This window comes from Spongiimicrobium sp. 3-5, from assembly GCF_046557915.1.
In the GTDB taxonomy this organism is placed as follows: Bacteria; Bacteroidota; Bacteroidia; order Flavobacteriales; family Flavobacteriaceae; genus JBHEBG01.
In genome coordinates this window covers 1,114,332-1,129,495 of record NZ_JBHEBG010000001.1, presented here as the reverse complement: position 1 = coordinate 1,129,495, position 15,164 = coordinate 1,114,332, and the positions used below count along the sequence as shown (strand labels likewise).

Below are 15,164 nucleotides of genomic sequence, written 5' to 3'. Positions count from 1 at the left end.
CATTTATGTATTAATAATTTTTTAATTTGATATTAAGTCTAATAGCCTAACAGCTTAGGCAAAAACAATGTTATTTCTGGTACAAGCGTAATTATTATCAAGCTGAAAATTAAAATCAACAAAAACGGCAACAGTGGCTTTACTACCTTCTCTATGGGGACACCGTTAATACCGCAGGCTACAAAAAGACATATGCCCATGGGTGGTGTAATCATCCCAATACCCACATTGGCGGCAATCATAATTCCAAGATGCATAGGATCTATACCCAACGTAATACCTACCGGGACCAATATGGGCAATAACACAATAATGGGCGGCAATGCATCCATCACCATTCCCAGAACCAGAAAAATAATATGTACCAATAAAAGAAATACAAGAGGGCTATCTGCATAGGTCATAATCCATTCGGCCATTACATGGGGTATTCTCTCAAATGTCAATACAAAAGAAAACATGGAGGCTGTTCCCAACACCAATAAAACCACACCAGTTAAAGCGCAGGTATCCAATAGTATTTTTGGCAGGTTATTTGCCTTCAGCGTCTTATATACAAATGCCGATACCAGAAAACCATATACAACGGCCACGGATGCCGCCTCGGTAGCCGTAAAAATACCCCCATATATGCCTCCTAAAATAATCACTACCATTAAAACTGGTAGAAAGCCTCCTTTTAAAACATGAAGTTTTTCTTTCAGTTTCATTTTATCCGCTAATGGCAATTTCATTTTACGGGCGTAGTAATAGGCCAATCCCATAATTGCCACCCCATTAAAGATTGCCGGGGCTATACCTGCCGCAAAAAGACCTCCTATAGAAATGTTTGCAATGACCCCAATGATAATCAGATCTATTGCCGGTGGCACCAATGTAGATACGCCGCCTGCAGCACTTAACAATGCCGTTGCAAAAGCCGGGGGGTATTTCATTCTTTTCATCCCCGGCAATGCCACAGAACCAATAGCTGCGGTATTTGCACTGGGCGATCCCGATATACCGGACATTAGCATTGTTGATAAGATTACCACCAATCCTAATCCTCCATAAATTCTGCCCACAAATACCATGGCCATATCAACAATACGTTTTGCCAAACCTCCCTGTGCCATAAGTTGGCCCGCGAGCACAAACAACGGAATCGCTATTAAAGGGAAAGATTCAAATCCTGCCAAAAACTTTTGCGGCATCATGATCAGAATATCATTTGGCAATAAAAGCATAGCTGTTAAGGCTGTAATTGCCAGTGCCATACCTACGGGCACTGCCAAAAGCAAGGCTACAATCAATACAATTACAACAATCCACCACATATTATCCTTAATCTTTTTTATTAATTGTTTTATCCGAGGTTTCGTCAAACCAGTTTTTTATTACATAGTAAAGCATTATTAAGCCGGCGAAGATTGCCGAGGAATATGGTACTGCCAATGATAGGCCCGTACCGGGTCCAAAATGATCCGAAGAACTTATAGTATATTCTACGGCTTTCCATGTAAACAATACCAAAAAGACGACCATTATTGCCGAAACAAAAATTGATGTCATTCGCTGTGCTTTTGAGCCTAAACGATCTACCACGAAACGCAGTGCAAAATGGGATTTTGTTTTAAACGCATAGCCTACGGAAAGCCCTGCGACCCACATGAACAAATAGGTAGCCAATTCTTCCGTCCAACCCAATGGAAGCTGAAAAAACCGAAACAAAACCTGTAAAAAAGTCACTACTACAATACCAATAAGCAATAGGCAAAGTGCCAACTCTAGAGGATGTTTCCATAAATTCTTCATTTCTATTCCAACAGATGATGTATTTACCTTCATAACAAGCTACTGGTTTATAATCTGTTCAATTAATTGCATGCCGCCTACCTTTTCTGCATTTTTTAAATAAAGTTCTTTAGCAAGGTCCTGAAAGGGTTTCTTATCCACGTCATTAAAAACCATTCCTTTTTCCTGAAGTTGAACCACCGCTTCTTCCGTTTTTTGTTTCATCGATCTACGCTGAACAGCAACAGAAGTATGCCCAGCTTCCAAAACTTCTTTTTGAACGTCCGGTGATAATTCGTTAAACTGTTTTTTGCTAAAAAGCAATGCGACCGCCGGAAATAAATGCTCCGTACTGGAAATGTACTTCGTTACTTCGTAGAATTTCATATCAAGAAGATCAGTGTTATCACATTCTCCCCCATCAAGTACTTTTGTCTGAACGGCAGAATAAAGTTGATTGAATGACATACTGGTTGCCTGGGCACCAAATGAATTAAATCCGTCCAAAATTATTGAACTTCCTATAACGCGAATTTTCAATCCTTGAAGATCTTCAGGTTTATGGATAGGGCGTTCTTTGTTCCAAACATTCCTAACCCCTGCAAACCACCATCCCAAGACAATACAATCTAGTTTGTCTTCAATTTTTTTGGCAATTTGCTTACCGACCGGTCCATCTATTATATCATAAAAATGATTTGTATCCCTAAAAAGAAAAGGAAAATTAAACAAATCCGCTTCTGGAACAAATGATCCTAAAGCACCAATGTTAACCGGTGTGGAAGCAATTACCCCTAACTTAACCATTTCAATGGCATCTTTTTCCGTAGCAATTTGAGCGGCAGGAAAAACTTGAAAATCTATTTTGCCTTCGCCTATCTTTTCTAAATGCTTTTTCATGGAAAGATATCCCTCCTGAAAAGAATGTTTTTCACCTGCATTATGTGAATTCTTCATTACGACGTTCTTGGAATTCCCATGCCAGTTACATGAAGAAAAGCACAAGAACAAAACTATTGTATAGCACAAACACAAACTACTTTTACTTTTCATTGTCATTATTTGGGTTATTGGTAGAACACCCCATAAGGTATAGTCCAATTTGCAACTTTGCAAGTTCTTGTTTATCAACTTATTTAAGTCATATGAAGGCACTGCTCCACTTTTTATCCCGCCATGATAAAACAGCGGAGAACCAATGAACTGGTGCTTCCACATTCTCCTTCAAATCATTCTTATAAAAACACACCTCCGGGGTTTATTCTTGCAAATCAACTTAAACTAACTCACGCATGAAAACATTTGCTTTTTGGAGGTGTGTTTATACCATATACTTTTGCTTAATAAAATACTTGTACAATAAGGATGTACACGCTTATACTCAAATACTTCTTAGTTTGGAACATTTGGATTATTATCTGTTTCACTTCTTGGGATTGGCATATAAAATCTAAAAACATCCCCTTCTAAATGCCAAAGATCAAATCTTGCCTGATCAACGATCCGTGTCCCTTTCAAAAACAATGTTTTATCCCTTTCCTCTATAAGTAAACCCATAGGGCCAGTAAAATTTGTTGTAGCAGACAGAACATTCTTTACACCAATACCTAATGCACTTGCGCCACCTTTCGGATTATCATATGCCAACATTTGAGCTTCGTCATACGGATCTAAGCCGTGAAATGTACGCACATTGTTAATATGTATCAATGCCGTGGGATTATCATTATTTCTGATTGCCACTTCAGCTAAAATTAATTGCATTTCCCGCCAGTCTATAATATGAAATGGACTATCGGCAGCGGTATATATATCTTGAGTGACATTGGCGCCTGTTGCGAATTCTGCCCATTGCGTATCGTCACCGATTCCTGATACCGATGCTGTTGTTATTGCCTTTTCCCATAGAGGTAATCGCTCATTTTGATTTGCCAAACCACTTCTAGGATTGGGCGTTGTGGCATTTCCTGGTTCGCCCTCGCCAGATTCAATACCCCGAAGCGATCTTGAAACAATACCATCATCCAAATTTTCCTGGGTTAATTCCGAAATAATCTCACCTTCCTTACGGTCATCCAACACATATTGAAGAAATCGGGGATGTGGACTAAAGATAAATTGATTGTCGTCGTTTGTCCTTCCAGATTGCAACCACATTTGATTCGGAAAAATTGTATTGTGGATTATGCCAAATGTTTCATCTCCTTCTTGCAATCCGTTTTCTGCCGCAGTTTTGGCTTCGGCATACATTCCATCGAACAAATAGGTACGGGCGATAAAAGACCAAGCAAACTTATCCGGCTCAGGAACATCACCAGGATCTGTTCCCAGAAGTGCATTGAACTTTTCGCGAGCTAGGGCACGTAGTTCATTGGAGCTTAAAAACGCCCCAACTTCGCCATTATCCAGTTGTTCTTGTGTAGTAATTGGCGCTCCGGGCGAATCACCCACGGTAGCTCTTGCTCCCCAATGATCTGCCAGATACATGCGTGTTAGCCCCCCTAGAAAGTTACCCCACCACAATGCGTTTGCTCTCAATTCCTCATTAACAAAGCCTCCATTTGCGTCAATAACTCCTACTCTACGCACTAAGTCATCCGCAAGAAAGCGTAAAAGCTGATAATTGCTCCAATCATCTTCATGGAATGTAAGATTCCCGGGTAGATCTTGGACAAATGTAATATGATCGGGTGCAGAACCAAAAGCACCTAGGATCATCTCATCAGAATAGCCCGCTACTCTCCAAAGCATACGTCCAATTCCTTCTCCGGCGTCCCCGGTACTACCCATCTGACCTTTAATACCATTTACAAGTAGCCCCAGACTGGTTTCGTTGTTCAAATCTGTACCTTCAACTTGGTTGAGGAGCGGATCAATATCCTGTACATAACTGTCACACGATGCTAAAGAAAAACCTAGCAGTGTAACAAAACAGACAATTAGTTTTATATTTTTCATAATTTCCAAATTTAAAAGCATTCTGCTAGAATTTTAATGTTACAAATGTGGTGAACGTTCTACTTGGTGGTAGTTGTCCCGATTGCACACCAGTTGAAGGGCTATTGGTAAATGCTCCCGCGTTAGATTCTGAATCTAAACCGGAATAACCAGAGATCCAACGCTGTATTTTTTCGCCAGTATCAATAGATGTTACGGTATGCAAACTTGCTTTGCGCTTATACCATGCCAATACATTTGATCCGGCAACACCTATGTTTAGACCTTTGATAAATTTCGATTTACTTACCAGTTTTTTAAAATTATAACTAATGCTCACTTCTCTAAGTTTAATGAAATCACCTTTTTGAATGCCATTTGCATCGTTAAAGGGAGACAATGAAGCGAACTGATTGGCAGCATCTATGTAGGCCGGTGAACCAGGTGTAAGCGCTGCGTCACCCGTACCAAAATCTCCATATCCCAATTGTTGATACAGTCTATCAAAAGCTAAATAATTGGTTCCGATACCATTAAAATAATCCGTATCAACTCCAAAAAATATTTGATCGATCGTTTGCTCATTGTATACAACAAAACCAGTTTTGGCCTCTAAAAGAGCAGAGAAATTAAAATTGCCCACACTTATATTGGTATTTAAGCTGGCTATATACTCGGGAGTATTTACGCCAATAAATACATCTCCGTCACTATTTTCAAAATCATAGAGTTCCCCTGCCGGTACCACTTCTCCGAAATTAGGCAAAATGTCTATTTGCTGTTCGTTTGTACCATCTGAGAATAGTGCTCCTAAAGTCACCGAGTTAACATAGGCCCCTCTTGGCAAACCAGACCTAAAAACTTGTGTGCCTCCACCTGGGCCACCTTGTATCTGTCCGTCAAACCCTAAATTTGTTACGGTATTTTCTTGATATCCTCCTAACAAAGTGAAATTAACTCTCCATCCTCCCAAGGCTTCCCCAGCGAAGCTTGTACTCAATGTAAGTTCCAAACCTGAACCTTCTACCGAACCAACATTTACGAAAGGAGCAAAATTGGCCAATCCTGAAGATGATACCGGAGGTCGTGGCACTAAAGATTTCTTAGCTTTATTTTTGTAATAGGTTAATTCCAGACCAAAATTACCAACTTCGGCCTCTAAACCTACTTCAAATTGTTGTACCCTTTCCGGTTCCAAGAGTGGGTTTCCAATAGAGGCTACGTTAAGCCCTACGCCATATTGGGATGACCCTGGAGCATAAAGAAAAGGTATGCCTGCCGTAACATCCGGCAACGTGCCAGATTCGCCATATGCCACTCTAGTCTTAAGAAATGAGAATACTTCTGGCATCCAATCAAAATTATCCCATCTGATTAAAAAACTTGCGGACGGATAACTTATACTTGGCGCCAAATTGCCCATAACACTGGAATAATCCCTTCTGATCATAAGTGTTGTAAAAAACTTATCATCGTAGGACAAATCATTTGAGGCAAAAATCCCTGCCGATTTTGAATGAAAGGCAGATTGTGTAGGTGGTAAAATTGTGTTTGCGGCATTTAGGGTTTCAAATCCCGGGGGAAGATCCGTGCCAGAGGTAAAGTTACCACTAGAACGCTCACTAAAAATCTGTGATCCAACGGATAATGACCCTGAGAATTTACCTAGGTTATAGGTATAGTTAATATTATTTGTAAAGGTAAATGCAGTAGACTCGTCATTAGCCACTATTACAGTACCCGGATCATCTACTCCCTCAATGGCCTCGCTTGTACGCCTTTGTACAAAAACACTGTTTTCATTTCTATTGGTAACTCCAATTGTAAAGGCAGCTGATAGACCTTTTAGGGCATTTTCCCTGTCTACAAAAGGAGCATACTTTCCTTGAAAGGAAGCCGTGAAATTATTTATTTGATTGTCATCGGACGAACTTTCGAAAAAAGCTGGCCTTGTTGGATCAAAATCGGGATCATAATTGGCTGGGTTAAAACCAAGAGCTCCAAATTCACCATCACCACGACCTCTTTGAGGTAATAAAATATCCGTTTTGCTATATTGCGAACTGGCCTTTAAGCTAAATTTGGCAGAAGGTGTAAAATCAATGTTGAATCGGGCACTGGTCTGTTCCATACTATTATCAGGGGTTGTACCGTCTTCTTCGTTTCTATCTATTGAGAAAAAAGATCTGAAAACATCGTTACCACCAGATACGTTTAGACTATTTTTAAATATAACCCCTGTTTCAAAAACGTCGCTTCTTAAGAATTCATGGTTTCTGTAATTCCTTTCATCTAAAACGTTTCCTACATCATGAAAACCGATGGTGGTTTTATAATTAACTTCCATTCCACTTCTAGTTCCTCGCTTAGTGGTAATTAAAATCACCCCGTTTGCAGCGCCTGTTCCGTATGATGCCGATCCGGCAGGTCCTTTTATAACCTCTACGTTAGCAATATCTTCGGGGTTTAGACCAACTAATGAAGAAATACCTCCGGTACCTCTATCACCACCTCCGGTACCAGTAGAGGTTCTATTATCCATTCTTACACCATCAATAAAAATCAGTGGTTGTCCGTTTCCATTTATTCCTGCACCGGACCGAACTATAAACCTAGTTCCAGAGCCAAATCCACCACCAGATTTTTGTAGCGATACCCCTGCAATTTTACCGGATAACAAATCATCAACACCATTGTAACTGGCTTTTTTAGAAAGCTCACTTGCGTTGATTCGTTGAACAGAAATACTGGAAACTGCCTTGGAGTTTTGAGACACCACCCCAGTTACTACAACTTCATCCATCTGAAGTAGGTCAATTTCCAAATTAAACTCAATGCTTGTTTCTTGCCCAGAAATAGTAATGTTCTGAGTCTGTGTTTTGTAGCTTAAAAAGCTACATTTTACCGTATAATTCCCATCGGGGACGTTATTTATGGTAAAATTACCGTCAATGTCAGAAACCGCATAAAGATTGGCCCCTTCCACTTGTACGGTTGCACCCAAAAGGGATTCACCTGTTTGATTGTCAATAACCTTTCCAACAAGCGTTCCGGAGGATTGCGCCAGAACAACATTGGTAAACGTCATTAAAAAAATTAGCAATACCGTAGTCCACCTAGGTTTTTTACGGAGACTTTTACGAATAAAAGCCAGATTTAACTGTTTCATAATACATTTAGTTAGTTATAATTATATGCTAGTTAGTAAGTTGAAATTTTGATATTGAACCTCACCTTAATGGTCCAAAATGGACCGGGTAAATTTTTCAATATATTCACTCAATGCGTCCGAAGCCGTTTCGGCCTCCGCTTGATTGCCATTGGCCGTAGCCCTCATCATGTTGGCATGTAAACTTGCTGATTCCACTAAATCCGAAGCCACCCGGTGCATAAACCAAAAACGGCGGCAATGCGCATGTGTGGTTTCAGAAATCTGCGATGCAAAAAAGTTGCGTGATGCTATTTGAAGGATTTGATCAAACTCCCCATCATACTTTATAAATTCTAAAGCATCATCTTCATTAGCTGCCTTTAAAATACCATCTGCAAGTTCATTTAAACGTTCTCGCTGTTCGGGTGTCAATCGTTTTGTGGCATTTCCTACTATCAATCGATCTACCACCTGTCTTAATTTCACAATTTCCAATTGATCCATAATGTTAACGTCACTGATAATCATTCCTCGTCTTGGCAAAACAGAGACCAAACGCTCTCTTGTAAGCCGTTGCAAAGCTTCTCTTAGCGGTGTACGGCCTATGTCGATTTTTTTACTCAATTCAGCTTCTGAAATAAGACTTCCGGGCGCTAGCTTTAGGGTTACTATCATCTCCTCAAGGAGGTAATAAGCCTTGTCGGCCAGACTGCTAAAAGATTTATGTTTTTCTGAATGTGCGATTAATCCCATTTTTTTCTTGCCTTTTTTGTTGATCAAAACCTCTTTGTTCCAAGTCATATTTCTATCTGAATAATGCCATTTTTTAGTAATTCGGTTTTGTGCAATTCGTTAACATTTATTTCTTATTAATATACAACTGATATATCAGTAATATCGAACTAATATATCCTTAATATATCACAAATCCAAGAAAATAAGCATCAATTATCGTCCGTTTTCCCCTATATTTTGGCGATATCTGTTTTTTGTTTTATTTACCTACAAAACAAAGGCTAAACTACCGGCCAATTAATATTTTCCGGCCACCAACTCCTCTTTGGAAAGTGCCCTTTTAAAGGCATCTGACCTTGGGGGCGATCTCTCCTGAGTTGTTATGGCCACACCAACGAACAAAACACACGAAAATACTGGCGCAAGTAAGGTGTCTAACCCTGCCCAATCTTCTGGAACAATCCAAAACAAGGCCATTCTAATACCAACACCACATATTACCGATAATATAGCCGCCGCGGAATTTGCTTTCTTCCAAAAAATCCCCAAAACAAATGGCACAAAACAACCGGCCAATACAATATCGAAGGCTAGTATCAAAAGCGTACCGGGCTCCGGGCGAACACAAGCAAAGATTATGGCCAAGACCATTAACGGTATGGCCATTAAACGTGCTGTTCGCAATAATTTATTATCGCTCCAAACAGATTGGGAATATCGTTGAAAAAGATTGTGGGTCATTGTATTGGCCATTGCCAAAATAACTCCCGAGGCCACGGCAATACTTGCTGCTATTACGCCAACCACAAGTAATATCCCTATCCAAACAGGTACATTCTCCATGGCTAAATCTATCAACAGTGAAAAACCCAGCTCTTTTTTAAGATAAACGGCGTAAAGACCAATGAGGGAAACGGGGGTTCCTACCAACAAAATTAACACTCCTCCCAAATAACAGCTTTTACGTGCAGCCCTTGGTGACTCCGCGGATATGACCCGTTGAACCAAATCCAATGCAACAACATTTCCCAACGCCAAGGATATAATTGCGGCCCAATTTTGAAGAGCTCCATTTTTTATTTGGGTCAACCCAACACTTGAATATTTATCATGTGGCAATTTCATTAAGAGATCCTCCCATCCATAATGGAATGTCAGCCAAAAGAAAGCGGATAAAATGCCTATGATAAAAATGCCAACTTGAAAAACACTGGATGAAAGGGAAGCAAAAAAACCACCAGTTAGTGAATAGAGCAAAATCCCCGCGCCCAATACAATGACGATGGGAACAAAAGAAAGATCGAACACTCCGTGGAACAAAATTCCCAGGCCTGCTATGTTACCGGCCAAAAGTATTACACTACCCACCAACATGGTTAACGTGGCCAAAGTTTCTACAGTTCTGTTATAGCGTCTTCCGAAAAAATCGGCCAAAGTCATCATATTCATATTCCAAATTGGCTTTGCAAAAAAACGTCCCAATAAAAACATGCATGCCGCCAGACCTATAGGAATTGAGGCCCCGGACCAAAACCCAAATTCCGCACTGCGTGCTGCAGCGCCAATGGAGCCATTTGCATCTATCGCCGGTGCCACAAGACTTATTCCAACGACCCATACCGGCATCATTGCCCCAGCTTTGAAATAGTTAACAGCTTTCCCTTTCACTTTAAAATAAGTCCAAAGGCTTATCCAAAAAGTGATAATAGCAAAAACAATTACAGCAATTCCGATATAGTTCATATTTATGCTTTAATCCGATTGGTTATCGTTAATATACCTCGGTGTTTTTCTATGATGCGTTCCTTTTTCGTAATTGTAGGCTATTTCCAACAGTACGGATTCTGACCAAGCACGACCAAAAATAGACAGCCCCACCGGAAGCCCATCCAACAGGCCCATGGGAACATTGATTATGGGATATCCGGCAATAGCCGAGGGTGAGCTGCTTTCAATACTAAAATTATCCCCATTGGTGAGATCTGTTTTCCAGGCCGGGCCGCCTGTTGGAGCAATAATCGCATCCAAATTGTTATCGTCCATTATTTTATCAATTCCTTCATCCCTACTAGATTTTAGCATTGTCCATAAGGCCTTTTTATACTCTTCGTCCTGTAAACTTCCTTTGGACTGTGCCAGCTTCAATAGTTCGTGATCAAAATATCGCATCTCTACATTATCGGCAAAAGTGCTATCTATTAGTTCTTGCAAATCTTTTACCGGTGCATTATCCCCCAATGTGTCAAAATAGTTATTAAGACCATCTTTAAATTCATACAATAAAACTTCAAAAGAATGATCTCCCGTAGCCTTATCCAAAAGTTCTTCTATTTCAAAAATTTCTACTCCTTGTTCCTTAAAAAACCCTACAGCTTCTTCCATTAGTTTGGTCATCCTAGCATTGGTACCCAACGGACTTTTAAAATAACCGATCCGTTTTCCTTTAAGATTCCCTTCTTTGAGAAATTGGACATAATCTTGATATGCTACCCGATCTGGAACCATGGTTTTACTATCATTTTCGTCCATGGCGGTTAAAGTTCCCAAGCAAATAGCCGCATCTTTGACCGTTCTTGCCATTGGGCCACCAGAATCTTGGGTAAATGAAATTGGAATTATCCCGGTTCTACTGATTAAGCCTACGGTAGGCTTAATTCCAACAATCCCGTTGTTGTTTGATGGGCAAACTATAGAGCCATTGGTCTCTGTACCTATTGCCAGAACACACAGGTTAGCGGCTACTGCTGCACCAGATCCTGCGCTAGACCCACAAGGGTTTCTACTAAGGTCATAGGGATTTTTAGTCTGTCCGCCCAAACCGCTCCAACCACTTGAAGAATAGCTCGAATGGAAATTTGCCCATTCACTTAAATTGGCCTTGCCCAAAATAACTGCCCCCGCCTTTCTTAGCTGTGCCGCCAATGGACTATCTTTTAGTGGATATGAATTTTTCATTACCCTAGAACCCGCAGTGCAGGGCATTTTATCGGCTGTATCAATATTGTCTTTTAGTAAAACTGGAATGCCATGCAAGGGGCCCATGATATTATCATTTTGCCATTCTTCATCGAGCTTTGCGGCAATATCAAGTGCATCCGGGTTTATGGTCAGTACCGCATTTAAGGAAGGTCCATTTTTATCGATAGCATTTATTCTATCCAAATAAAACTGTGTTAATTCTGTTATCGTGTATTCTTTGTTTTTGTACGCCTTATGAATCTCATCAACTGTAATTTCTTCATGAATATTAAGATGATCCAACGCTCGGGAAGATGCTTGCGGTATCTTTTCCTGATTACAGGACAAAATTAGAGTTGCTAAAAAAAGATATGCGAACGGTTTTTTAATTTGATTCATCATTGAAATATTTAAAAGGGAGACCAAGATGGTATTGTATCGTCATTGTTGTTATTGGTCAGCCTGGTTTGTTGTGTTCCATCTGCGTTCATGCTATAAATTTCATTGTTACCATCACGATCGGATACGAAAACAATTTTCTTACTGTCTTGGGACCAAGCGGCAAATTCGTTATACCCCTTGCTATTGGTCAAGTTTTTTAATCCGGAACCGTCTCTATTAATGCTCAAAATATTGGCCGGCGGGTTACCCGGCGTTGGATTGGAATCGAACACTATTTTACTGCCATCGGGAGACCATGCTGGATAGCCATTATATGCATCAATATCCGTAACCTGATTTGGGGCAGTTCCGTCGGTATGGACGATCCATATCTGAGCCCGCCTCAAATATTCTGTTTTTTCCGTCCAGGCAGGGCCGCTTTCATGTTCCACAACCGCCATGGATCCGTCTGGAGAAGGACAAGGAGAACCTGCATGGAAATCTTCTTGTGTAATACGTCTAACATTGCTGCCATCTGCGTTCATAATGTAGGCACCGCCTACCTTCCCTCGTTTGGAGCTGAACATTATTTGCTCTCCGTCAGGGGTCCATCTTGGTGCCGTATCCGCACCTGTGTTATTCGTGAGTCTTAATACATCCGTTCCATCAACGTTCATCGTATAGATTTCCAAATTACCATCCCGATCAGAATCAAAGGCAACTTTATCCCCATTTGGTGACCATGCCGGTGCACTGTCCTCTGCAGGGTGATGGGTAATTCGGATCTGATTTGAGCCATCGGCGTCCATAATATAAATCTCCATGTTACCATCTCTATTGGATTGAAAAATGACTTTAGGGTCACTTTTTCCAGCCTCGTTTTGAGCTTGCATTTTCACAGGCGTAACAAAAAAACAGATCGACAACAAGCCCCATATTTTATTTCCTACCAAAAATTTCATTTCAGTTATTTTTAAGTACTAATCCTGTTTTGCTTTACCACGTTGAAAACCTGCTGCGTTTTCCGCCTCTTTAAGGAATCCTTTTTTTAAATTGGACGTGCTAAAATAATCCCAATAGGAAGCGGTTCCTTGGGGTTGATCCAAATTGACCGATACGCCATCTTTGAAAACCATTTTTACCTCTCGGATATTGGAGATATTATCCAAAGGATTTTTGGCAACTATCAAAAGATCGGCCAATTTCCCTTCCTCTACGGTACCCAATTTATCTAATACGCCCAATAAATCTGCACAGTTTCGAGTAGCGGCAATTAGTGTATTCATTTCGCTCACTCCGGAAAGTACAAATTGTTCCATTTCCAAAATTCCAATCTCCCCAATGGGCATGGAATCTGAACCCAATACTACCTTAACCCCGGCATCAACGGCTTTTTTCAATGCTTGTCTTTGATACAGTGCATGTTCTTGGGATCTTTCGTCCGCATAGTTGATAAGGGTACGGTAGTAAGATATCTCTTTATCATTCGCATAACCCAGGGTTTTAAGCCTGTTCTCCCGTTCTTTTATATATGCATCGCTAAGATTACATATTATGGTGGGGTCGTAAAAAGTGCCTTTTTCCGCCATAAGTGCAATGGTCTCATCGGTAATGCCATACCCATGTTCTATGCAGTCAATGCCCGCTTTTACGGCTCTATAAATATCCGGTTCGCGTGTATGCGTGGTTACATGTCTTCCCAGACTATGGGCCGTTTGTATGGCAGCTTCCAATTCATCCTGGAGCATTTCCACACTAAATATTTTAATTAGATCTACCCCTTTTTGAACACGTTGCCTTACCAATTTTCTTATTTCCGCAACACCATCTGCACCGTGCTCCACATAACCTCTATGCCCTGCAGTGGGGGAAACAAAATTTCCGCTTGCGAAAATTCTAGGGCCCATAAAAAATCCTTGATCGAAGGCATCCCTCCAGGCCACATCCAAATAGTCGCGCTCACCAACAGAGCGTACACTGGTAAACCCATGGCGTAACCCGTCCATAGCGTTGAGACCTGCCCTAATGGATGCGGAAGCCAGGCTTTCGTTTTCTTCAATGTGTTTTGGATCGGGCAATAGCGCGGATAAATGTGTATGCATATTCCAGAGGCCTGGTACCACATATCCGTTTTCAACATCGATCACGGTTACGTTCTCTTCATTGGTATCACCTGTGTAAGGCCCCTTCTTTATTTCAACAATTTTATTGCCTTCGAGTACTAGGGTCATATTCTTTTGAAGTTTTGCTCCTGTACAATCAATGACATTGCAATTTAACAGCACTTTTTTGTGTGTATTGTTTTGAGCTATTCCTTGTAGTGAAAAGCATACAAAAAATACTACGGCCATAATTTTCCCAAGTAAATGTGTCGGCCTTTTTGATGTTACGGAATAACGTTTCATAGTAGCAAGGTTTAACTAATGGTTTTTTGTTTTTTTATTACAACTGCCTCCACGGTCTTTAAAACTTCTTGATGTATTTTTCCGTTGGTGGCCAATATTTCAACAGATTCGGTGAAATAGTCTTCCCCTGAAAGCGTTGAAACCATACCGCCAGCTTCCTCTATTAAAAGTACCGCTGCGGTTAAGTCCCATGGGTTCATATGTATTGCCCAAAAACCATCGTATCGTCCCGATGCCACATAGGCAAGGTCTAACGTAGCCGATCCATGGTTTAAGACTCCTTCAGCTTTTAAAATCAATATATTGAAAAGTTCCAGATTGGTTCTTTTCGCTTCTCTAATGTCATAAGGAAATCTGGTGGCCAGTAACGAATGCTTTAGTTCATTGGTAACCGAGACGCTAATCGGTCTATTGTTAAGAAATGCCCCTTGCCCCTTTTCGGCACTGAACAGCTCCCCAAAAACCGGATTGTGTATTACGGAAGTTACGGTAACACCGTTTAACATAAGTGCTATGGATATGGCAAAGTGCGGATCGCCATGCGAAAAATTACCTAGGCCTACGATAGGATCCAATACCCATAGCGGTCTATCGGTAAAAAAGGTTTGGTTTTCGGTATAAACAGAAATATAGGAATGGTCCGGAAAGCTCCGTAACAAGGTTTGAAGCAGGCAATCGTGAACTTTACGATCCGCACTGTCCATTAACTGCAATCGTTCATCAGAATTTAAATCGCAATTTGCCGGCAAGAGCGATGACAAAAGCTCTCCCGCTTTTTTAGCGGCGACGACGGCTTCATTCCGATATTTGCTGTAGGACTTCAT

The 15,164-nt window shown here is 40.7% G+C and carries 11 protein-coding genes; all 11 read right to left on the bottom strand.

Features of this window, described 5'->3' with window-relative positions; translation table 11 throughout:
- Window positions 1-38 precede the first annotated feature (38 nt).
- Entirely contained in the window at window positions 39-1,316 is a 1,278-nt protein-coding gene (locus ACEQ81_RS05040; RefSeq protein WP_411029754.1) for a TRAP transporter large permease, read from the bottom strand.
- A 7-nt stretch (window positions 1,317-1,323) separates the two neighbouring features.
- Window positions 1,324-1,827, bottom strand: coding sequence for a TRAP transporter small permease (locus ACEQ81_RS05035; protein ID WP_411029753.1), 504 nt, complete (start codon window positions 1,825-1,827; stop codon window positions 1,324-1,326).
- Between the two features lie 6 nt (window positions 1,828-1,833).
- Complete coding sequence (locus ACEQ81_RS05030; RefSeq protein ID WP_411029752.1) at window positions 1,834-2,730, bottom strand: TRAP transporter substrate-binding protein; 897 nt, start codon at window positions 2,728-2,730, stop codon at window positions 1,834-1,836.
- A 435-nt stretch (window positions 2,731-3,165) separates the two neighbouring features.
- Window positions 3,166-4,731 (bottom strand): hypothetical protein, encoded by a 1,566-nt coding sequence (locus ACEQ81_RS05025; RefSeq protein ID WP_411029751.1) that lies wholly within the window; start codon window positions 4,729-4,731, stop codon window positions 3,166-3,168.
- Window positions 4,732-4,756: 25 nt separating this feature from the next.
- Complete coding sequence (locus tag ACEQ81_RS05020) at window positions 4,757-7,879, bottom strand: TonB-dependent receptor domain-containing protein (protein WP_411029750.1); 3,123 nt, start codon at window positions 7,877-7,879, stop codon at window positions 4,757-4,759.
- A 66-nt stretch (window positions 7,880-7,945) separates the two neighbouring features.
- Window positions 7,946-8,662 (bottom strand): GntR family transcriptional regulator, encoded by a 717-nt coding sequence (locus ACEQ81_RS05015; protein ID WP_411029749.1) that lies wholly within the window; start codon window positions 8,660-8,662, stop codon window positions 7,946-7,948.
- 231 nt (window positions 8,663-8,893) lie between these two features.
- Window positions 8,894-10,339, bottom strand: coding sequence for a sodium:solute symporter family transporter (locus ACEQ81_RS05010; RefSeq protein ID WP_411029748.1), 1,446 nt, complete (start codon window positions 10,337-10,339; stop codon window positions 8,894-8,896).
- A gap of 9 nt (window positions 10,340-10,348) precedes the next feature.
- Window positions 10,349-11,956, bottom strand: a complete 1,608-nt coding sequence (locus tag ACEQ81_RS05005) for an amidase (RefSeq protein ID WP_411029747.1) — start codon at window positions 11,954-11,956, stop codon at window positions 10,349-10,351.
- 8 nt (window positions 11,957-11,964) lie between these two features.
- Entirely contained in the window at window positions 11,965-12,897 is a 933-nt protein-coding gene (locus ACEQ81_RS05000; protein ID WP_411029746.1) for a hypothetical protein, read from the bottom strand.
- Window positions 12,898-12,915: 18 nt separating this feature from the next.
- A complete protein-coding gene (locus tag ACEQ81_RS04995; RefSeq protein WP_411029745.1) occupies window positions 12,916-14,340 on the bottom strand; it encodes an amidohydrolase family protein in 1,425 nt (474 codons plus the stop codon).
- An 11-nt stretch (window positions 14,341-14,351) separates the two neighbouring features.
- Window positions 14,352-15,164 carry an inositol monophosphatase family protein gene (locus ACEQ81_RS04990; RefSeq protein WP_411029744.1) on the bottom strand — a complete coding sequence of 271 codons (813 nt, stop codon included), beginning with the start codon at window positions 15,162-15,164 and terminating at the stop codon, window positions 14,352-14,354.